Raw genomic sequence first — 20923 nt, forward strand, 5'->3', positions numbered from 1 at the left:
TTCGCCCCGGACAGAGGATGGTTTCCGGCGAACCAGCTCAGCCCCGCGCCCGATCTTCCTGCAGGATGCCGAGATCAAACGGCGTGTCGCGATAAAGGCAGGTGATCCAGTTCCAGAACAGCATATGGGCGAAGGGCCGCCACTGGTTCATGGGCATGCGCTGCGGATCATCGCTGGGGAAGTAGCCATGCGGCACCGGCGTCGTCGGGTCGGCCGCCACGTCGCGGAAATACTCACCCTTCAGCGTGTCCGTGTCATATTCAAGATGGTTGAACATGAACAGGTCGCCATTGGCGTCGTCCTGCACCAGACAGATGCCGGTATCGGGCGAGTCCGCCAGAATCCGCAAATGCGGGTGCCCGGCGATATCCTCGTGCCGCACCCCGCTCCAGCGCGACACGGGGGCCGGGAAGGCATCGGGGAAGCCGCGCAGCAGCGGCACGTCCGGCGCGCGCACGGTTTGCGGGTAGATGCCCGACAGCTTGCAATCGAAGTGCTCCTTGTCGACGCCATATCCGGCGTAGAGCGCCGCCAGCGCGCCCCAGCAGATGCCGAAGCGCCGGAACACATTGGTGCGGGACCACGCGAAGATGTCCAGGAACTCGGGCCAGTAGGCCACGTCGTCGTAGGCCATGGTCTCCACCGGCGCGCCGGTGATAATCATGGCGTCGAAGCGCTCCGCCCGCACCTCGTCGAGCGTGCGATAGAAGGCCTGCAGATGTTCGATCGGCGTGTTGCGCGGGGTGTAGCTGGCGGTGGTGAGCAGCGACAGCTCCACCTGCAGCGGCGTGTGGCTCAGCAGCCGGGCGATCTGCACCTCGGTTGCGATCTTGGTCGGCATGAGGTTGAGCAGCAAGATTCGCAACGGGCGGATATCCTGCCGGAGGGCAACGCCTTCCGGGATCAGTTCCACTCCTTCACTACGCAGCACGGCTTCCGCGGGGGAGCCATCGGGAATCTTGATTGGCATGGCACGAACCAGACTTACAAACGCGAGGAATGCCCAACGGGCAACCGTACCGTTATGCGAGCCTGACCAAAATCACAACCCTCCCTACCGTCGAACGCCGATGGCGGCTCCCCTTACGGGGTGTTTCCTGCCTAAAGGAACTTGGACAGGTTGAGCTGGCTGAGCATGCTGGTCACCTGATAGGAGGCCTGGAGCGCCGACTGGTCGTTGAGGAACCGGGTGATCGCCTCGCCCATGTCCACATCCTCGATGCCCGAGACGAAGGTCTCGAAATAGATCCTCTGGTCGTCCAGCTGGCCGGTCACATCCTTGATCTGGCTCTGGCGCAGGCCGTTGGCGGTCTGGATGCCCCGCATGGTATCGATCGCGCCGTCCAGAACGGAAATCTGGGATTCCAGAAAGGCCTTCTGATCGTCGGTCAGCGGACCGTTGATGGGCCCCATCGGTCCGTCGTTGAACTCTTTCAGGCTCTTGATGGCCTCCATCAGCGGCCCGGCCGCCTCGTCCGCCAGCACGCCATACTGCATGGTAAAAGTATCCGTGACGCGGACGGAGCCCTTGTTCTGGTCGTTGGCGAAGGCGTCCGCCGCGCTGGGCAGCGCCGCCAGATCCTCAAGGCTGGTGATGGAGAAGGGTTGGGTGTCCGTCTTGGATCCGCTGAACAGATAGGAATTGCCGATCTTCGTGTTCAGCGACGAGGCAATCATCTGGAAGTTCGAGTCCAGGATCTGGTCGAACCCCTGGCCGTCCCCCATCGCCAGCGCCTCGAGGATGGACTGCTTCAGGGACTCGGCGTTGTCCAGCATGGATCCCAGCTGGAGGTCGATGAGCGAGAGGGTCTGGCCCACCTCATCCGCGGTTTCCTTGTAGGCCTGGGTGCGGGCCAAAGCCGCGCGGGCCGAAACCACGGTGGAGGCCTGCGGCGCGATCCCGCGGTAGTCCTCGGCCTTCTTGCCCGTGTTGATCTGCTGCTGGACCTTGTACAGATCAGACTGGTTTCGCAGCAGCCCCTGCAGCAGGGACTGATTATGCGAGTAGCTGGCAACCCGTGTCATTTATCCGCTCCAATCATCACTGCACGACAGCCAGGAGCGTGTCGTACATCTCCTTGGCCGTCGTAATCAGCCGCGCCGCCGCGTTGTAGCTGTTCTGAAAAACGATCATGTTGCTCAGCTCCTCGTCGAGGTTGACGCCCGAGTAGTCGTCGCGCCGCTGTACGACGGTGGTGAGCAGCGTGTTGGCATCGGCCGCGCCCGTGTCGGCGCGCTGAGCCTTCATGGCCGCATCGCCAAGCATGAACCCCATGTATTCGGACAGAGATGCCGAGACCGAGGCCAGATCGCCGGCCTTGCCGAAGGTCAGCGTCTTGTTGCTGAGATCAAAGAGGGCGTTGGCGCCCCGCTGGTCCCCCCTCGCCCAGCGCCGTCTCGCCCACCAGGGCGGAGGTATCGAACCGGGCCAGGGCCAGATTGAACGGGTTGCTCTCGATATCCGAGCGGACCGAGAGGCCCCCGGCGATCTTGGCCTGCGCGCCGTGGCCAAGGCCGAAGAAGCTGCTGAGCGAAACCCCGGTGCTCCCGCGCTGGGTTGAATCCGAGACCACATGGATCTCGGCGCTGGCGTAGCTCGACTTTGGCGTCGCCACCAGCTGCCCCTGCGCGTCGAGCGAGAAGGTCATGTAGTTACCCAGCGCCCCTGGGCCGTTCAGCTCGTTGATGATGTCGTTGAAGGTGCCGGCGCCAACGGTCAGCGTATAGCTGCCGATGATCCGGTTGGAGGTGTCGCGCACCTCCAGGTACATGGAGCCGCCTGGGGTGAAGCCGTGCGCGTTGGCGCCGGCAACGCCGGTGGCGAAGCTCGTGTTCTGCTTCGAGACGATGAGGTCGTTGAGGCCGAAGAAGTGCGAGAAGCCCCGGCCGCCCCGGCTGGACGGCGCCGCTGCGTCATCGGCCACCACCACGCCGTTGCCGGCGGCGTTGGCCTTGATGGTCAGCTTGCCGTCGGTGAAGCTCGCCGTGCCCGCGCCGCCCAGACCTGAATTGATCAGAGTGACGACATCATTGATCGTCGCATTTGCCGGCAGGGCGGAGAAGTTGATGCTTGTCTTGGCGACGACCCTTCCGTCCTTGTCGACGACGGCGAAGGTGGACGTGCCCGTAAAGCCATGCGGGTCCGTGCCCAGAAGGCCGGTCTGCCGGCCGGTCAGCGCATTCGGCGCCGGCACCGCCGAGCTGGCGTTGTGAACGGCATTCACCTCGTCGGCAAAGGCGCGGGCCAGCTCGCCGAGTTCGGCGGCAACAGCCGGCAGCTCCTTGTCGCGCAGGTCGAGAAGACCCTTCAGCTTACCCGAGCTTAGCTTGCCGTCGAGCACGGTGCCCGTATCGGACAGCGCCCCGGTGCCGGGATGTACCGACAGAATGCGGATCTGCGGGAAGTTGGTCTCCGGCGCCACGACGCCCGGCGACTGGTAGTCCAGCTGATACAGAGACTTGTCCAGCAAGGTCGTACCGTTGGCGGTGACGATTTCGACCGAGCCGTCCCCCGCATCGACCGTGCGAATGTCGATGAGCGATGAAAGCTCCTCGATCGCCTGGGCCCGCTGCTCCTCGAGAGCGGAGGCGTTGCCGTTCGTCACCTTGGTCTGGACGATGCGCGGGTTCAGGTCGTGAATGCGGGAGAGCAGATCGTTGATGGTCTTGACCGTCTCCATCGCCTGGTTGCTGGCATCCGCGCGCAACCCCTGGATCTGGCTGGAGAGGTACTCCACCTCCTCCGTGAACCGCGAAAGACTGTCGACCACGCCCTGACGGCGAACCGAATCCCCCGCATCGTTCGTGAGGGTGGAGATGGCGGTAAAGATGCTGTCCAGCTGGGCGCTGATGCTGCTTTCTGAATCCGACGAACCGATGAGCCCCTGCAGACGGTCGTGGAACTGCTGCATGATGGAGTAGCGGCCGGAATCGCCGCTGGCATCGTACACGGCCTTTTCCAGAAACTGGTCCGTTACCCGCCGGATCTGGCCGATCTTCACCCCGGCGATCTGGCCGCCATAGGCGTTGGCTTCGAACATCACCTCTTCCCGGCTGTAGCCGGAAGTGTTCACGTTGGCGATGTTGTTGGTGACCGACCGCAGCGCGGCCTGCGAGGCGGACAGGCCGGAATAGGCCGAGCTGATGATATTGCTGAGCGTCATGCGCCGGCTCCCGTGCCAGCCTTGCCGAGCGGCAAGATTTGCCGAGCCGAAACGGTTGGCACCGGGAGGCCGCAGGCCTTCCCCGACGCCGACAAACTGCGGTTTTCCTGCAGATTGGCCATTTCGCTCCGCTCTTTCCTCACATTTCCTGTGAGGGAATACGCAAAAGCGATGCCAAGTTTGGGCTGGGCGGGAAGATGGGAGCAATAAGGGGGTCTCGCCCCCTCCCGTTTGCGAGGGCAAACAGGCAAAAGAGGAAAGGGAGCCTCAGGCCCCCTTTCGATCCCCCATTCGCTTTTCGGGACGCACCCGGTCAAAGCGCTGGAGTTAGAAGCCTCCACCGTTCATGCAGGGCGCGGCCCGCTCAAACGAATGGGGAGGTTGCCAAGAGGGGCAAGCCCCTCCTGCAAGAACAACCCGGCGCGGATCAGAATCGCGAGCGCAGGCCCAGCTCGATCTGGCCCTTCAGCGGCGAACGGCCCGGCGTGTTGGGCGCATCCGTCTGCAACCGCCCCTCCACGCGAACATCGCCCCAGCGGGTCGGCCACTCGACGCCCGCCTCGCCGATCCACATTTTCTCGTTGTTCTGGCTGATGCGATAGCGCGCATCATTCGTCAGGTTGATGTTGGCCCGGCGAACCGCGCCATAGAAGCGGCGGTTCTTGTCGTCGGTGAGCGAGCCGGTCACGGAGAACAGGCGGCTGTCGCCATCGAGGCTGGCCCCGATGGGCCGGTCATAATAGGTGTAGCCGTCGCGGTAGATGAAGTGGTTGTAGGTGGAGCCCGGCGCGTGATTGCCGACCCACCCGGCCGGTTTTTCGGTCAGGAAGAAGGCGTAGGTGTCACTATACTCGACACCCACCCGCCAGATCGAGCCCTTGCCGATGCCGCCGGTCAGCGAGCCGCCCGCGGTGTAGGAAAGCTGCTCGATCATCAGCGCGCCGTCGCCGTCCTCGCCAATCACCTCGCCGTAAAGCGCCGCCGTCGTCGGCCCGACCTTGCCGCTGATGCGGATGTCCGCACCGGCGATCTGGTTGCCGGGCTCGTCGAGCGTGCCGGTGTTGTCCGCGCTGCCGATGGCGAAGATCGCATCCTTCCAGATGTCGAAGCCGCAGGGGCGGTCCTTGCCGCACAGCTGCATGGTGCGGTTGAGACCGATTTCCACTGCCTGCACCGGCTTGAAGGAGAAGCGCATGCCGACGACGAGCGGATGCTGGTAATCGTTCCGGCTCTTTTCCAGCCGCCCGACGAACATGTCGAACCGCCACGGCCCCAGAAGGTTGAGCACCGGCCAGCTGAACGGATCGGGCGAGAGCCGCTTGATGCCGATCTTCGGGAACGGCCGGGCGCTGTTGGACATGAGGAGCGCGCTCTCCTGCCCCGGCCCCCACCAGGTGTCCACGAAGCCGACGTACCCCGCCCAGTTGCCGAAGCGGTGGGCTAGGTAGACGTTCTCGAAGTGGTAGTCCTTGCCGCCCTGCTTGGCGCGCCAGCCGACGCCGTAGTTGATGGTGGTGCCGCCCAGCTCGTGGGACACCTGAACCGAGGCATCCACGTCCTCGCGGGCGGAATCGCCGAAGTCCCGCACCAGGGAGGCCTCGTTCGTCACGCCGGCATCGAAGGTGTAGACCGTGCCCTGCTGCGCCATGTCGAGGTGGATTCGCAGCCGTTCCGCCGCAGCTGCCAGATGGGGCGGCAAGCCGTCGACATCGAGCGTGGATACGGCCTCGCTGATCTGCGCCCACGGCAGCGGCCAGCTCGAGATGGGGCCGCCCAGCAGGCCGGCATCGGCCAGAAGCTCCACATCCTGGCGCAGCTGACGGTCGCCGGTCTCCGCCCAGGGCGAGGCATGGACCGATGCGCTGGCCAGGGAAAGCGCCAGAGCCGTCAACAAAACGCGCATAACTTACCCCCTCGTGGCAAAGGACGCCGACTGTCTGCGTCCAGTTTTGTTTCGCAGCAGGCTAAATAAAGAAAAATGAACGTCTGTCTATCCGCTGTGGCTGGCGGACGATGAAGAAGCGGCGTCCGCCGCCCCCTCGTCAGCGGCGGAGGGGCCGCGCACCAGCAGCTTCAGCTGTACGATGAAAATGGCCAGAACGAGCGCGTAGGTGACGGCGCTGTACCCCGCCAGCGCCCAGAAGCCGCCATACCACACCCCCGGCAGGCCGCAGAGCAGCAGGAACCACATGTTGGTCTGCGCGCCGCTGCCGAGCAGCCCGATCAGCCGCGGCAGGCCCGGCCTGTCTTCCAGCGAGGACTGGAACAGGCGGCGGAAGTAATGGCGGTGCAGGTCCGCCGAGAGGCGGCAGACCAGCAGCAGCAGCGCCACGGCCACCGCCGCCATGCCGTCGGTCCGCAAGAAAGCCACGCACAGGCCGGCATACCACCCGGTCTCCGCCAATCGCGGCATCAGGCGATGCGCCCACCGGGGCGCGGGCGGATCGAGCCGTACCTGCTCGATGCGGTGGGACAGCTCCAGCGAAAAGCCCATGAGAATGGCCGAGGCGACGCCCGCCCAGAACCACCCCAGGGCAAAGGCGACAATCGCCAGCAATCCCAGCGCCGCCCCGCCATAGGCCACCGGCACCGCGCCAAGGCGCAGCCGGTCGCCATGCAGCAGGGCAAGGCGGGCGAGCGGCGCATAGATCCAGCGGGTCGGCGCATCGTCCCGGCTGGCGTCCGCCACCAGCGACAGGCTCAGGTCCGCCTTGTCCGCCTCCTCCTGCCGGGTGATGGCGTGCCAGATCAGGGGCACGTCCCGTCCCTGCAGCGGGTCGAAGCCGCCGCATTCCGAGGCTTCCAGGTAATGCGCCGGCAGGTCCACCATGGCGGCGCGCAGCATGGTCTGCTCGAAATCCCAGTCGCCCAGCCCCTTGGCGACCCGGCGCACGAGCTGGCCCGGCAGCACGCTGACAGCGGCGGAGAAGTACTGCGCGGTCAGCCGCACGGCCTGCTCCGGCACGGCGGGGCCTGCCAGCCACACGGAGATGACGGCCTCGTCCTCAAGGCTGGCCGCCCGCGTGACCAGGCGCGGATCAACCACGAAGCCTTCCTCGATGAGCAGCACCCGATCGTCCGTTTCGATCCGGCTTGTCAGATGCTCGGCATCGCGCACCACATCGAGCATGGGGTAACGGCGGCGCAGCAGGTCAAGCTCGCCTGCAAGAGCGGGGCCGATCTCCTCGGCCAGCACGATCACGCGCGCCGCACCGGCCCGCAACGCCAGACGGATGTTCCGCTCCAACAGCGTGATCCCGCCGACCCTGAACAGGGCAGACGGATCGTCACCCCCCTCACGGTGAGGATGGTTTGCACAGAACAGCCCGATAAGCGCCATGACGCTCCTCTTCTGGAGATGCCGGTCGTCTCAAGACTCGGCCATCTCTAAGGCCATTCCTCGCCCAGTGCCAGCGGCCAGCGGCCCGATGCCCACAGTTTGGCGGTATTCGGGCTTAGCGGTACTTGGCGATGACCTGTTCCAGCCCCCGCTGGAGCGCCGCCCCGATCTCGCCGCCGTCACCCTTGATGCGATCGCGGATTACCGCCCGCATGGCGTCGATGTGGGCCTTGATGATCTCCACATGGTTGTCGTTGATGTCCTGCCGGATCGCCGAGAACCGGTTGAGGGAGGTGGAGAAAGCCGTCACCAGCGGGTAGCCGAAGGTACCGCCCTGCCCCTTGAGATCATGGGCCAGGCGGGTGATCTGCTCGAACAGGCCACGCCGCTGCTCGGGGCTGTCAACGCAGCGCCGGTGCAGTTCATAGAGGGAGCTGATCTGTCCGTTGACCCAATCCGGATAGTCTTCCGACATCTCCTCGAAGATCCGCTGGGCGGCCTCCAGCGCCTTCTCGTCGATGTAGGAGGGCTCATCGATCGGGCGCCCGAGGCCAACCGTCTTTTCCTTGAGCCGGTTGCGGAGCCGGTAGAAGCGAACCTTGACCGCCGGCTTGGCGGATACGCTCATGTCAGCCATGGATCACCTCCACTTCCGGGCTTTTGTCCGTCAATACGCGACGATCCGGCCCGTCGAACGGCAGGCTCTGCCGCCGCCGGTCCGGCCCGAAGTAATCCTTTGTGTGCACGAACTGCCGGTTCTTGTTGATGATGGATGTCAGCTTCTCGCCGAGGGCCCGGATCGTGAACGGCTTTGTAAGCACGTCATGCGCCCCGAGGTTCCGCGCCTCTTCCACCCGCGCCCGATCCGAATAGGCGGTGACCATCAGGAAGGGAACGAAGCGGTCCGGCGAATCCTTGTGCCGGCGCACCCAGCGCAGCAGCATCGCCCCGTCCACCGGCGACATCTGCCAATTCGATAGAATGAGGTCGACGCTCATGGCCCCCGCCCGCACCGGATCCTGATGAACCTGCTGAATAAGCTCGATGGCGCGTCCCCCGTGCTCGGCCGACAGCACCTGCCCTACGCCAAGCACCTTAAGAGATTGAATGAGGAGTGACCGGATAAACGGGCTGTCTTCCACCACAAGAACGCTCAGCCGCTGCAAATCTAACGCCATGACTGCTGCCCCCGGCGCCCAGCGCCGCTCCCTCTTACGAACATTCCTATCCCCGCTGCCCCCAGCGCTGTTGCATATTTAAGTCAAAGCGTAAGGGACCCGGCCGCCCATGCCAACCATATGCTGCTAGTAGACCTGCTTTTTGTCCAAACAACAGGCTTGCATCCGGCCCGTTGAGGCGTCTTTTCTATCATACCGCATCATTCCCGCGGGATCGTGGCCTTTCTCCTTGATGCAAACTATGCGAGCGTCGCGGCCGATGTATTGGACATCCCCTTCAGACTCTGACAAATCACACGGACCGGCAATTGACGCTGCCGCGCAAATTGCTAACGCTACGTTAATCCTTTGGAGTGACCCGCTCGTGCGTAGATCTGCGTTCAGATCCAGATTCGCCGGAAACCATTCCGAAACCGAGACCGTTGTCCCCCCATCCGCCGGCGCTGAAGGTAGTGGAGAAGCCATGTCATCGGAAACCACGGCGGCAGCCATTCCAAATGACTTTCCGGCCCAAACCGACCTGATGGACTCCCCCATGGCAGAGACTGACGACGCAGAAGCGGATGGCACGGCACGCCCACGCGCACCGCTTTGGGTTGCCCTTGGTCTTTCCTTCATCTGGCTCGCCCTTGTTGGCGCGGCCCTCTATGTTCTCTACCAGAACCAGGGCCTGGCCCGGCCGAGCCTCATCGAACTGGCCATCTTCGCCGCGGGCGTCACCGCCCCGCTTTCGGTCATCTGGCTGGTGGCGGGATTCTTCATTGTGCGCGCCCAGGCGCCGGCCTCGCGCGTGCAGCTTCACGACGCGCTTCTTGCCGAGCGGCGTCTGCGCCGAGCGGCCGAGCGGCTCAGCGGCAGCTTCTCCGCCTTTGATGGCGCGCTCAACGTTGCCGAGCACCGGGCCGAAGGCCTGTCCTCCGGCATCGAGCAGCAGATCGGCCGCCTCGTCAACGCGGTGGAGACGCTGGGCGGTGTCACCGAAAAGGCGGAAGCGCGCCTTGCCGCCAGCGCCTCGGCCCTTGGCGGCTCCAGCGAGGCGCTGGAAGGCGTTACCACGCGCCTCACTGGCGCGGTGGACGAGGCCCGCCGCCACGTAACCGACATGCCGGGCGTGCTGGAACCGCTGGCCAACCGCATCGACGGCCTGGCCGAGAAGCTGCAGGGCGCCGGCACCATCAGCCACGATCTGGCCGAATCCCTCTCCCGCGCCATCAACCAGCTGGTGCTCCGCCATCGGGACCTGAACGCCAGCCTCGGCGCGACCGACAAGACCACGACCGATCTTCTTGCCCGCATCGAGGCCGCCAGCGCCGCGCTTGAGGCTCAGGCGGCGACGCTGGACGAACGCAGCCAGTCCATCGCCAGCCAGCTCGGGAGCAGCCGCGACCAGATCGCCGCCAGCATGGACGACATGGCCGCCCGCCTGTCCTCGCTCACCGGATCGGCAAAGGATCTGGCCGCCGAGCAGGCCGAGGCGCTGGAGGCGACGATCGACTCCCTGCGCGCCCGCCTCAACAGCGCGGCCGGCGAGGCGATGAACACCCTCGCCCACCAGACCCAGCACGTCAGCGCCAGCATCAACCAGCTGCTGAGCCAGTTCGCCGGCCAGCGCCAGTCGGCCGCCGAGGATGTGGCCCGCCTGCACGAATCCTGGCGCGAGGTGGAAAGCCTGGTCGCCGAGGGCCTCACCCGGCAGGACCAGAGCGTCACCGAGCTTCAGCAGCGGCTGCGCGCCCTCAGCGACGAGGCGCGCACCCTGCCCCAGGCCATCACCGACGGCATGACCGCCACCGACCAGATGCAGCACGCCCTGGTCGAGACCCAGCGCGAGGCATCCCGCCTCACCCAGTCGCTGGCCGCCACCATCGAGCAGGCCTCCGAGGCCCGCGCGACCGTGGCCGAAGCGGCGGAGCACTCCAACACCATGGTCGGCGGCATGCAGGCGGTCTCCACGGGCGCAGCGCAGCTGTCGGAAACCCTGGCCGCCGTTTCGGCAACGCTCGACCGCCAGCGCGAGGAGCTGGATGCGCTCCAGACCAGCATGACGCATGCCCTGGCCGAGATGACCCCGGCCTTGTCCGCCGCTCGCGAGGCCACCCAGGCGACCGCCATTCAAAGCTCCAGCCAGCTGGTGGAAGCTTTGGGCCGCATCCGCACCATGACCGCGCAGGCCAGCGAGGCCCTGAAGACCGCGGCGGACGACATTGTTCAAACCGCCCAATCCACCCTGCGCCGCATGAGCGTGGAGACCATCCGCGAGGAACTGGTCCAGCCGCTGCGGGAGAGCATCGATGAGGTGGAGACCGCCAGCCAGCGCGGCGTCGAGGCGACCCGGGCCGCCGTCGGCCAGCTGCACGGCGAGATGACGCGGCTCAACGAACTGGCTACGGCCATCGAACGGCGCGTGGCCGAAACCGACGCCTATCTCGGCCAGAAATCCGAACAGGACCTCTCCCGCGCCGCCGCTCACCTGATCGAAAGCCTCAACTCCGCCGCCATCGACATCGCCAAGATGCTGGGCACGGAAGTCTCCGACACCGAGTGGCAGGCCTACCTCAAGGGCGACCGCAGCATCTTCGTGCGCCGGGCCGTCAAGCTGGCGGACCGGGGCGAGCGCACGCAGATCACCCGCCTGTTCGATACGGATACCGAATTCCGCGATCAGGTTCGCCGCTACATCCGTGATTTCGAGAAGCTGATCGGCCGCACCATGGCCGAGCGCGACGGGCAGGCTCTCAGCGTTACCCTGCTATCCTCGGACATGGGCAAGCTCTATGTGATGCTGGCCCAGTCCATCAACCGCCTCGGGGGGCTGATCCGGCGCGGGCCAATGAGCTGGACAGGGTGCGGGGGCCAAGCCCCCCTTGCAAGACAACAAACCCAACGCCAGATAAAAAAAGCCGGGCGCGCCTTGCGGACTCGGCTTTCTTATTGCCTGTGGCAGGCTGCCTTTATGACTTGCTGGCCGCAGCGGATCCTTCGCGCCCGGCGATCTTGGCGATGAAATAGTCCAGATTCTCCGGGTCCATGCTTTCCTCGAACTGGGTCAGCACCCGCTCGATGGTCATTTCCCGAATCGTCTGCCGGTCGCAATCAACCATGTGCGACAGCTCGTCGATCGCCTGCAGCGCCGTCTTGGCAACGGGCAGCGACTGGGCCGGCAGACCGCAGCGGTGGAACAGGCGGGCAAGACCCTTGCCGCCGCGATCATGGATCAGCTGGTGAGCGTTGGCGACGGGAATGTCCGCCCGCTTGGCCATCGCCACCTCGAAGAAGGAGATATCGCCCATGCACAGGGCGCGCATGATGATGGTCGGCGTCAGCCGCCCGTTGGCGTGCAGCTGGTCGACCAGTTCGAACACATCGGGCGTGTCGCTGGAGCCGCCCAGCAGGTTGAGCGTGGCCCGCTCGCGGCTGTCGAGCAGCAAGTCCATCGCCACGTCGGGCGATAGGTCATGGTGCGTCACCAGGTGGTCGCGAATCTTCTCGGAGACCAGCGTCACCAGCCGCTCGGCAATCTTCATCGGCAGCACCGAGCGTTCCGCCATCGGATTGGAGATACGCTTGATGTGTCCGAAGTCATCGAGCACGCGGCTCATGGTCTTCTCGTTGAGCTGGGCGCCATCGTTGGCGACCAGGCGGGCCACCACGTCCTCGTTGCAGGTCTCGACGAGCGCATCGGAGATCCGCTCGGAGACCACGGCCCGCCCCGCCACCGCCACCTGGTATTCGGCGGGCTTGGACTGGATGATGCCCAGGAGGTCGTCGTCCGTCAGCACGGAGCTGGCCTCGATGATCGGCAGCGCCACCTCGGCAATGTCATTCGCCAACGCAACCGCCACATCATGCGGCAGCTCCGGGCTCAGGCGGATGCTCTGCGACAGAGCCTCCCTCACCTTCAATTCCACATCGCGCGCCATGATGCGGAAGATTTCCTCGGCCAGAATCCGCTCCCGCTCGCCAAGGGCGCCGTTGGCAAAGGCCGAGGCCACCTTGGACGCTGTCAGGGCTCTGTTGTCGGTCGATGGGTCCGACAGGAGTTTCTTCACGTCTTCAACGGAAAGCTGATGTCCGGCACTCAAGATCTCACCTCCGAACGTGTCAGCCCATCGGGGCTGTTGCGCGCAACGTCCATGACGCAACCATCGTTAAGCGCCACTGGTTAAGTGGGGGTTAAGCGCCCACGCCGCTGAAACGAAACATGGACGTTTCTAACCCGCCAATCCACGCGGAATAGTATACCTGCTTTCATGCGGGGCAGAAATGCCACGAAAAGCAGAAGCCCGACCTTTCGGCCGGGCTTCTGCCAGTCGCGCGTTGAAACGCCGTTTTTAGTTCTTCTCTTCCCCGGCCAGGCCGCGATAGGCGAAGCCGGCGATCACCGCGCCGATGATCGGCGCCACCCAGAACAGCCAGAGCTGCTGCAGCGCGAGGCCCCCGACCAGCAGCGCCGGGCCGGTGCTGCGCGCCGGATTGACCGAGGTGTTGGTCACTGGAATGCTGATGAGGTGGATGAGCGTCAGGGCAAGGCCGATGGCGATTGGCGCAAATCCCGCCGGCGCGCGCCGGTCGGTCGCCCCCAGAATGACGATCAGGAAGCCGAAGGTCAGCACGATTTCCGTGATGAGGCCGGCCGTCAGGCCATAGCCGCCCGGCGACAGGGTGCCGTAGCCGTTCACGGCAAGGCCGTTGGCCGCCAGCGTGAAGCCTTCCTTGTCGCCGGCGATCAGCAGGATAACGCCGGCCGCGATAATGGCGCCGATCACCTGGGCGATGACGTAGGGCGCGATCTCCTTCGCCGGGAAGCGGCCGCCCGACCACAGGCCGATGGTCACGGCCGGGTTGAGGTGGCAGCCCGAGATGTGGCCGATGGCATAGGCCATGGTCAGAACCGTAAGGCCGAAGGCCAGGGCAACGCCCAGAAACCCAATCCCGAGATCCGGAAAGCCTGCCGCGAGAACCGCGCTGCCGCATCCGCCGAGCACCAACCAGAACGTACCCAGAAGCTCTGCAAACAACCGTTTAGGCAATGGAGCCATACTTTCTTCCTTTTCCTGAGCCCGCCTGCCCTCAAAGGCAGCACAGGCGTAAAAGCAGGCTCGATGCTATGCAGTAACGATCTACATTCCAATACAAAAATGAGATGCTTGAGTTACCCACCGCTTTAACTGAACAAATAATATGCGCCGCAAGCCCACCCGGCAGGGATAAGAATAATTTCTACAAGCATATTGATTTGGGAGTGGGCCGCTCGTTTCTTTGCCGTTAGCGTGCTGGAGCGCGCTTGGAGAGCACGAAATCTCCCAGCGAAATCAAGCCTTGGGATCGGGCGGATAAAGCGCTAATTCAGCTGCGGTTCAGCCGTTCTGGACGATGGTCCGCGGCAAAAGAGCAAGCCTGCAGGACTTGGCAGAGCTTCGCCCAGACACTAACTACCTAGCTTTGGGCGGCAAGAGTTATGGCCGCGCGCCGTTCGCGTCCGAAGAGAAAAGGAGCAAGTATGCGACTTCGTTTTAATGCGTTCCTGGCCACCGCGCTCGCCCTGGGTTCCCTCACCGCCACCAGCGTTTATGCCCCTGCCGCCCTGGCGGCGGAGGATGCCGTGAACGCCAGCGCCGCCACCAAGTTCATCCAGACCCTGGCGGATCAGGCCTTCGAGGTGCTGCGGAACCAGTCGCTCAGCCAGGCGCAGCGGGACCAGCAGTTCCGCCAGCTGCTGCAGAAGGGCTTCGCGCTCGACATCATCGGCAACGGCGTGCTCGGCACTGCCCGCCGCACGGCAACGCCGGAGCAGCTGAAGGCCTTCCATGCGGTTTTCCCGGATTACGTCATCCGCATCTACTCGTCCCGCCTGACCGAGTATGGCAACTCCACGCTCAAGGTGACGGGCACCGCCCCGGCCCCGCGCGGCGACATCTACGTGCGAACCCTCGTCACCGGCCCCAACGTGCAGCAGCCGGTCCACGCCGACTGGCGCATCCGCAACGTGGCCGGGCGCGGCCTCAAGGTCATCGACCTGTCGCTTGAGGGCGTGAGCATGGCTGTCACCCAGCGGGACGAGTTCAATGCCAAGATCCAGGCGCGCGGCCTTGACGGCCTGATCGCCGAGATGAAGAGCACGACCGTCTCTTCCACCAAGACGGCGGCCAGCACCCCCGAGAAGCGATGAGCAGCCAGCCAGGCTTTGCGGACGCCGCCTTCGTCCATCCCACCGCCCTCCTCTACGGGCGCGTGAGGCTATGCGAGGGCGCGTCCGTCTGGCCCTATGTGGTAATGCGATCCGAGACAGCGCATATCCACATTGGCAGCTTTACCAATGTGCAGGACTTCGTGATGGTCCACACCAGCCCCAATCTCCCCGTGGAGGTTGGGGCTTTCTGTTCCATCACCCACCACGCCACGCTGCATGGCTGCCGCATCGGCGACAACTGCCTCATCGGCATCAACGCCACGGTTTATGACGGCGCGCAGGTGGGCAACAACTGCATCATCGGCCAGCACAGCTATGTGAAGGAGGGCACGGAGATCCCCGACAATTCCATTGTCGTCGGCTCTCCCGCCAAGGTGATCCGCACCCGGAACAGCTGGATTCCCAACCGGCTGAACGCCCTTCTCTACCACCGCAACGCCCTTGCCTACGCGCGCGGCGACCACCGCGCCTGGGACGGGCCGGAGTTCGAGCGGTTCGTGCAGGAAACGCTGGAGCGGCTGCACCGGGAATTTGAGGATCTTGAACGGGGCAATCATGCGCCAGCTTGACGTTCGCGTCGACACCTTCCCCATTCGCGGGGCCTTCACCATTTCACGCGGCAGCAAAACCCAGGCGGAAGTCATCACCGTCCGCCTAACGGAAAACGGCGTGACCGGCTGGGCCGAGAGCGTGCCCTATGGCCGCTACGGCGAAACGCTGGAGAGCGTCGCCGCCCAGATCAACGCCATCCGCGCCCAGCTGCAGGCCGGGTGCAGCCGTGCCGACATCAGCCGCCTGCTGCCTCCCGGCGCGGCCCGCAATGCGGTCGATTGCGCCCTGTGGGACCTGGAAGCCCGCCAGCGCGGAACGCCGGTGTGGGAACTGGCGGGGCTGAAGCCGCCCGCACCTGTCACCACCGCCTACACCCTCAGCCTTGCGGCGCCCGAGGCCATGGCCGAGGCCGCGCGCAATGCGCCGGGCACCGATCTTCTGAAGCTGAAGCTCGGCGGCGAGGCGGACCTCGATCGCCTGCGGGCCGTGCGCGAGGCCGCGCCCGAGGCGCGCCTGATCGTCGATGCCAACGAGGGCTGGGACTTTGAGACGCTCGAGCGGCTGGCGCCCCGGTGCGCCGAGCTTGGCGTCGTCCTCATCGAGCAGCCCCTGCCCGCCGCGCAGGACCACATGCTCACCCGCGGCCGGTATCCGGTCAGCATCTGCGCGGACGAATCATGCCACACCGCCGCTGACATGGACCGGCTGGCCGACCGCTACGACGCGGTCAACATCAAGCTGGACAAGACCGGCGGCCTCACCGAGGCCATCCACACGCTGGAGCGGGCGCGCAGCTACGACATGGATATCATGGTCGGCTGCATGGTCGGCTCGTCGCTGGCCATGGCGCCGGCGGTCCTGCTCACCCCTTACGCCGCCTTTGTCGATCTTGATGGACCGTTGCTGCTAAGGGAAGACCGAACCCCTTCATTGTGCTATCAGCGCGGCCAGATCATCCCCGGCCCAACGGGCCTGTGGGGCTGAAGCATTTCCCGCCCCACCGGGCAAGGGCTTGCGCTTCAGGAATTGCGGGAACTTGGAACACGGAGCGTCGATCAGTCCGCAAGCGGACCGCGCTGGCTCCGGATGATTATGGAGTAGAGTAATGACACAGAACCTGATGCACCTGGTATTCGGCGGGCGGGTGAAAGATCCGCAGGGCCTTGAGTTCGAGGACCTGAACGCCGTTGATTTCGTTGGCATCTTCCCTGACTACGCCTCGGCCGAGAAGGCGTGGCGCGGCGCGGCCCAGCGCACCGTGGACGACGCCCAGATGAAGTATGTGATCGTTCACCTGCACCGGCTGCTTCAGCCGAACACCCAGGCCAGCTAACCGTTTCGATTTTTACCCCGGAAATAAAAAGAGCTTGCGTCGATCAGCCTTCGTGCTGACCAGCGCAAGCTCCGGGCCGGCCTCCTGCCGGTGCGCTGCCGCGTTACCGCTGGCAACACCTCCCAGACATCCTGTTTACCGCGCGAAATAGCGATCCAGCGCCATCTCGACGAGGCGTGGCGACGGACCGTAGGGTGCGATGCGCCCCACGAGCGCGCGGCGGGCTTCATCCCGGCTGCGGGCGCCGATGTCCTTGAGCAGCTGGTGGGCAACGCGCCCCAGAGCCGCCTGATTGATGGAATGGTTGGTCGTCATGTGTTGAGTCTCTCCTTGGACTGTACTGACTATAGCCGCGGCGTGTGACAGCCGCTTGACAGATGGGTCAGTCTTGCTGGGGCCTGCGACGAATGAACGGCGCCGCCAGAACAAGACCGGCGAGGAAGCCCCCGATGTGCGCCCACACCGCAACGCCGCCCATGCCGCCCGTGTTGAACACGAGCGCGATCATCAGCTGAATGCCGATCCAGGCGATGGCGAACCACAGCAGGCGCAGCAGGTGCCCCGGCACCCGGAACCCGGCGAACACCCGTGACGACACCCGGCTGCGGGAGAACATCAAGGCATAGATGGCCAGCATCCCCGAGATGCTGCCGCTCGCGCCCACCACCGGAACGGTGGACATGGGGGCGGCCAGGGTTTGCGCCACGCCGCCGATAACGCCGGTGGCGATGTAGAGCACAACGAAGCGGCCTCCGCCAATGATCCACTCCACCGGCCGCCCGATGGCCCACAGGAACAGCATGTTGGCAAAAAGGTGCAGCAGGCCCGCATGGAGGAACTGGGACGTGACCAGCGTCACCGCGCCCTCGCCCGGCATCAGCGTGAGCCGCGCGGGAATCAGCGACAGCATGAACATCAGCCCTTCGCTGAGGCGATGGGGCATCAGGACGAGCAGCAACTCGATAATCACGCAGGCCAGGATCAAAAATCGGGTGACCGGCGCGGCAGGCATAGGGGTATCAGCGGGCTTCACCCCTTTTAACTATGTCTCCTCACGCCAAGCTTCAAGGGCGGCAGCCGAAACTCCAGCCCACCCAGACTGCTTTCAGGGCATTTCAGAACCATGCTTTTTCGGCGCAAGGTAAAGCAAGGCGAGACCCACCTTCGCCATGCCCCGCAAAGGCCCGTAGAGGCACCTTACAGCGCGATTCCAGATCTGTCCGCTACCACCCTAGCTGAAACAGGCAAAAACCTCTGTATGGGCGTTATAAGCCGATCTAGAGGCATATGGCCTTTTGTCCGGATGATCCAAGGCATCACCCCTCCCCGGCAGCGCGCATCACGCCGCGCGGACGCGGGCAAGGAAGCGGTCCACCTCCTCCCGCAGCATGGTGGCCTGGCGGTTGAGATCGGCGGCGGCCTTCAGCGACTCCTGCGCCGCCTCGCCGGTCGAGTCCACGCCCTCGCGCACCTGGAGGATGTTGGTCACCACTTCCTGCGTGCCCTGGGCGGCCTGCTGCGTATTGCGGGAGATCTCCAGCGTCGTTGCCGCCTGCTGCTCCACCGCCGCCGCCACGTTGGCGGAGAGCGAGCTGACCTCGCGGATGATGTCCTGGATTTCGCGAATGGCGCCCACCGCCTCGCCGGTGACGGACTGGATGGAGCGGATCTGCTGGTCGATCTCCTCCGTGGCGTGGGCGGTCTGGTTGGCCAGCGCCTTCACCTCAGAGGCCACCACCGCGAAGCCGCGCCCGGCCTCGCCGGCGCGGGCCGCCTCGATGGTGGCGTTGAGCGCGAGCAGGTTGGTCTGCTCGGCGATGCTCTGGATGATGCTGACCACCTCGCCGATGCGCCGGGCATCGTCCGCCAGGCTGGTGACGATCTCGTCCGTGCGCTTGGCCCGCTCCACCGCCCGCTTGGCGATGGTGGTCGATGCACTCATCTGCGATGACACCTCCGAGATGGAGTGGGACATTTCCTCGGTGGCAGCCGCGACGGTCTCCACGTTGAGGCTGGCCTGCTCGGACGTGGCGGCGACGCTGGCGGCGATCATCACGCTGCTCTGCGCCGCGTCGGAGGCCAGGCGCGCGCCGTCCTCGATCCGCCGCGCCGTCTGCGAGACGATTTCCACCACATGCTTGACGCTGGATTCGAAATGGTCAGCCATCTCGGCCAGCATCCGGCGCTTTTCCTCCTCGGCCTCCAGCCGCTCCTGCTCGCGCTGGTAGCGGCGCTCGTCCTCCGCCGCCCTCTCCCGCAGCTCGGCCTCGCGCTGGGCCGCTTCCTTGGCCGCCTGCTCGGCCCGAAGCTGCTCCATGGCGTTGGCGTTGTCCTTGAACACCTGCACCGCCTGCGCCATCTCGCCGATCTCGTCGCCGCGCTCCAGCCCGCCGATCTCGATGGCGCGGTCGCCCCTGGCCAGCCGCCGCATGGCCTCGGCCATGAAGCGAAGCGGATTGACGATGAACTTGAGCGCCAGCAGGGCCGCCAGCATCGCAAGGCCGATGCCGACCACGCTGGCGAGCGCCGATTGGGAAAGCACGAGGATGATGCTGTCGATGGTCGATCGCGCCGCCCGCTCCTGCTGGGCCACCAGCGCGCCGCGCAAGGCATTGGTGCTCGCCTCGAAGGCCGGGCCGGTCTGGGAGAGGATGGTGTCCACATCCGCGTTGCGCGCCTCGATCAGCCGGATGAGGGCATCGAAGCTCTTGTCGTAGGTGACGAGGTTGGCGATCACCTGGTCCGCCTCGGCCACCAGCTTGCGGGAGGACATAACCCCATACAGCTGGTTGAGCGCGTCCTCCAGGTTAAGGAGGTCCGCCTTGGCGGCCTTGGCGTCTTCCTGCCGCCCTTCGGAGAGGAAACGGCTCACGTCGATGCGCGTCTGCATGTAGAGGTCGAGCGCCCGGCCCGCGAAATAGGCCGAACGCGGATCCTCGTTCTGGTAGGAGGCGGTCATGATCGTCCGCAGGGTCTCCGCAATGGAGGGCCCCAGCGTCTGGATGCTGGTCTCGTTTTCCTTCTGGATCTGCTTCTGGCTGGCGGCGATCCGGTCGAAGGCGTCGCTGAAGGCCGCCAGCTGCCGCTGGGCCTGTTCCAGCTGCCCGGCCTGCCCCAGCGCCTTCAGGGACGCAGCCGAAGCCGCCAGGCCCGCCTGGGCGCTCTCCAGCTTCTGGCGCACCTGATCCGCCGTCTGCGCGTCGGGATGGATGACATACTGCTTGATGCGATCGAGCGCCGTCAGCGCGTCCAGCTCGGCCGCGCCGAGCTTGACTGTCTGCGCCGAAAGATCCGCCAGCACCTCGACGTTCCGGCGGGTCGAGAAACTGCTGTAGGCGGTAAAGCCTGCCAGGCAGATGATAACGGCAACGATGACGCTGTAGCTAACGAACAGCTTGCGCGGCACGCTCAGGTCCCGCACCCAGACAAAGGCCGCGTTCAGTCCGCGCCGATGTTCCCCGATTTGAGAAAAGGCGAATGCCATGTTCCCCCTCCGACCAACATAATGGTCCCCGGGAACAATGGCTTAGAGGCCACCGGTTTATAATTGATGAATGGACTATTAGCCATTCCTGACACGAGAAACGGGCCACGGCGCAAAAGCCGCAGCCCGTTTCAAAAACCCGCAATTACCGGGGAAAACCTCTGTTTCCCTCGATTTGGGATTATTTGAATTCCAGCTTGGAAATCTCGTAGTACTTGTCGCCCGACGGCGTGACCACTTCCACCTCGTCGCCGACCTTGCGGCCGATCAGCGCCTTGCCCAGTGGCGAGGAGAAGGAAATGCGGCCCCGTTTGATGTCCGCCTCGTAGGCGCCGACGATCTGGTAGACGACTTCCTTGTCATCCTCGTCGATGAGGGTGACGGTCGCGCCGAACACCACCTTGTCGCCGGACAGGCGCGTCGGGTCGATCACCTGAGCGCGGCTCAGGCGGTCTTCCAGTTCGGCGATATGGGCCTCGATCTGGCCCTGCCGCTCCTTCGCCGCGTGGTACTCGGCGTTCTCCGAGAGATCGCCGTGCGCGCGCGCTTCCTCGATCGCCTCGACGACGGCCGGGCGCTCCACGGTCTTGAGGCGGTGCAGTTCTGCCTGCAATGCCTCAAACCCTTCCGCCAGCATGGGGAATTTCTCAAGGGTGGCCATCCTTCACGCTCCTCATGGCTCA

19 protein-coding genes are annotated in these 20923 nt (G+C 65.0%); 5 read left to right on the top strand and 14 right to left on the bottom strand.

What is annotated here, in order from left to right:
• Window positions 1–37: 37 nt before the first annotated feature.
• The 8 genes from L0C21_RS09425 to L0C21_RS09460 all read right to left on the bottom strand — a co-directional run bounded on the left by L0C21_RS09425 (window position 38) and on the right by L0C21_RS09460 (window position 8681).
• Window positions 38–970: a homoserine O-succinyltransferase gene (locus tag L0C21_RS09425; protein WP_259278109.1), complete on the bottom strand. Its 933-nt coding sequence runs from the start codon at window positions 968–970 to the stop codon at window positions 38–40.
• Between the two features lie 131 nt (window positions 971–1101).
• On the bottom strand, window positions 1102–2025 hold the full coding sequence (locus tag L0C21_RS09430; RefSeq protein ID WP_259278110.1) for a flagellin: 924 nt from the start codon (window positions 2023–2025) through the stop codon (window positions 1102–1104).
• Between the two features lie 16 nt (window positions 2026–2041).
• Window positions 2042–2248, bottom strand: coding sequence for a flagellar basal body rod C-terminal domain-containing protein (locus L0C21_RS09435; protein ID WP_259278111.1), 207 nt, complete (start codon window positions 2246–2248; stop codon window positions 2042–2044).
• A gap of 100 nt (window positions 2249–2348) precedes the next feature.
• A complete protein-coding gene (flgK, locus tag L0C21_RS09440) occupies window positions 2349–4163 on the bottom strand; it encodes a flagellar hook-associated protein FlgK (RefSeq protein ID WP_259278112.1) in 1815 nt (604 codons plus the stop codon).
• Window positions 4164–4590: 427 nt separating this feature from the next.
• Complete coding sequence (locus tag L0C21_RS09445) at window positions 4591–6066, bottom strand: capsule assembly Wzi family protein (protein ID WP_259278113.1); 1476 nt, start codon at window positions 6064–6066, stop codon at window positions 4591–4593.
• An 87-nt stretch (window positions 6067–6153) separates the two neighbouring features.
• Window positions 6154–7503, bottom strand: coding sequence for a hypothetical protein (locus L0C21_RS09450; protein ID WP_259278114.1), 1350 nt, complete (start codon window positions 7501–7503; stop codon window positions 6154–6156).
• A 115-nt stretch (window positions 7504–7618) separates the two neighbouring features.
• Complete coding sequence (locus tag L0C21_RS09455) at window positions 7619–8140, bottom strand: Hpt domain-containing protein (RefSeq protein WP_259278115.1); 522 nt, start codon at window positions 8138–8140, stop codon at window positions 7619–7621.
• On the bottom strand, window positions 8133–8681 hold the full coding sequence (locus tag L0C21_RS09460) for a response regulator (protein WP_259278116.1): 549 nt from the start codon (window positions 8679–8681) through the stop codon (window positions 8133–8135). Before L0C21_RS09460 ends, L0C21_RS09455 begins: the two co-directional genes overlap by 8 nt.
• Before the next feature lie 463 nt (window positions 8682–9144).
• Between L0C21_RS09460 and L0C21_RS09465 the strand changes: the two genes are divergently transcribed.
• Complete coding sequence (locus L0C21_RS09465; RefSeq protein ID WP_259278117.1) at window positions 9145–11685, top strand: coiled-coil domain-containing protein; 2541 nt, start codon at window positions 9145–9147, stop codon at window positions 11683–11685.
• Here the strand turns inward: L0C21_RS09465 and spbR are convergent.
• Together spbR and aqpZ are read right to left on the bottom strand one after the other, a co-directional pair.
• Entirely contained in the window at window positions 11633–12763 is a 1131-nt protein-coding gene (gene spbR / locus L0C21_RS09470; protein ID WP_259278118.1) for a SpbR family protein, read from the bottom strand. The two genes, L0C21_RS09465 and spbR, sit on opposite strands and share 53 nt — an antisense overlap.
• Window positions 12764–13012: 249 nt before the next feature.
• A complete protein-coding gene (aqpZ, locus tag L0C21_RS09475; RefSeq protein WP_259278119.1) occupies window positions 13013–13720 on the bottom strand; it encodes an aquaporin Z in 708 nt (235 codons plus the stop codon).
• A gap of 461 nt (window positions 13721–14181) precedes the next feature.
• On the opposite strand from aqpZ, the gene L0C21_RS09480 reads away from it, so the two are divergent.
• The 4 genes from L0C21_RS09480 (at window position 14182) to L0C21_RS09495 (ending at window position 16756) form a co-directional block, all read left to right on the top strand.
• Window positions 14182–14850: an MlaC/ttg2D family ABC transporter substrate-binding protein gene (locus L0C21_RS09480; RefSeq protein ID WP_259278120.1), complete on the top strand. Its 669-nt coding sequence runs from the start codon at window positions 14182–14184 to the stop codon at window positions 14848–14850.
• Window positions 14847–15440 carry a gamma carbonic anhydrase family protein gene (locus L0C21_RS09485; RefSeq protein WP_259278121.1) on the top strand — a complete coding sequence of 198 codons (594 nt, stop codon included), beginning with the start codon at window positions 14847–14849 and terminating at the stop codon, window positions 15438–15440. The genes L0C21_RS09480 and L0C21_RS09485 overlap by 4 nt, the downstream gene beginning before the upstream one ends.
• Window positions 15427–16407, top strand: a complete 981-nt coding sequence (gene dgcA / locus L0C21_RS09490) for an N-acetyl-D-Glu racemase DgcA (RefSeq protein WP_259278122.1) — start codon at window positions 15427–15429, stop codon at window positions 16405–16407. The genes L0C21_RS09485 and dgcA overlap by 14 nt, the downstream gene beginning before the upstream one ends.
• 121 nt (window positions 16408–16528) lie before the next feature.
• Complete coding sequence (locus L0C21_RS09495) at window positions 16529–16756, top strand: DUF4170 domain-containing protein (RefSeq protein ID WP_259278123.1); 228 nt, start codon at window positions 16529–16531, stop codon at window positions 16754–16756.
• Between the two features lie 135 nt (window positions 16757–16891).
• Here L0C21_RS09495 and L0C21_RS09500 read toward each other — a convergent pair whose 3' ends face one another.
• The 4 genes from L0C21_RS09500 to greA all read right to left on the bottom strand — a co-directional run bounded on the left by L0C21_RS09500 (window position 16892) and on the right by greA (window position 20901).
• Window positions 16892–17071 carry a hypothetical protein gene (locus L0C21_RS09500; RefSeq protein ID WP_259278124.1) on the bottom strand — a complete coding sequence of 60 codons (180 nt, stop codon included), beginning with the start codon at window positions 17069–17071 and terminating at the stop codon, window positions 16892–16894.
• A 67-nt stretch (window positions 17072–17138) separates the two neighbouring features.
• On the bottom strand, window positions 17139–17768 hold the full coding sequence (locus tag L0C21_RS09505; RefSeq protein ID WP_259278125.1) for a rhomboid family intramembrane serine protease: 630 nt from the start codon (window positions 17766–17768) through the stop codon (window positions 17139–17141).
• Window positions 17769–18095: 327 nt separating this feature from the next.
• On the bottom strand, window positions 18096–20240 hold the full coding sequence (locus L0C21_RS09510; protein WP_259278126.1) for a methyl-accepting chemotaxis protein: 2145 nt from the start codon (window positions 20238–20240) through the stop codon (window positions 18096–18098).
• Window positions 20241–20421: 181 nt separating this feature from the next.
• Window positions 20422–20901 carry a transcription elongation factor GreA gene (greA, locus tag L0C21_RS09515; RefSeq protein ID WP_259278127.1) on the bottom strand — a complete coding sequence of 160 codons (480 nt, stop codon included), beginning with the start codon at window positions 20899–20901 and terminating at the stop codon, window positions 20422–20424.
• Window positions 20902–20923 lie beyond the last annotated feature (22 nt).

Origin of the sequence: Pedomonas mirosovicensis (assembly GCF_022569295.1) — a bacterium.
GTDB lineage: Bacteria > Pseudomonadota > Alphaproteobacteria > Sphingomonadales > Sphingomonadaceae > Pedomonas > Pedomonas mirosovicensis.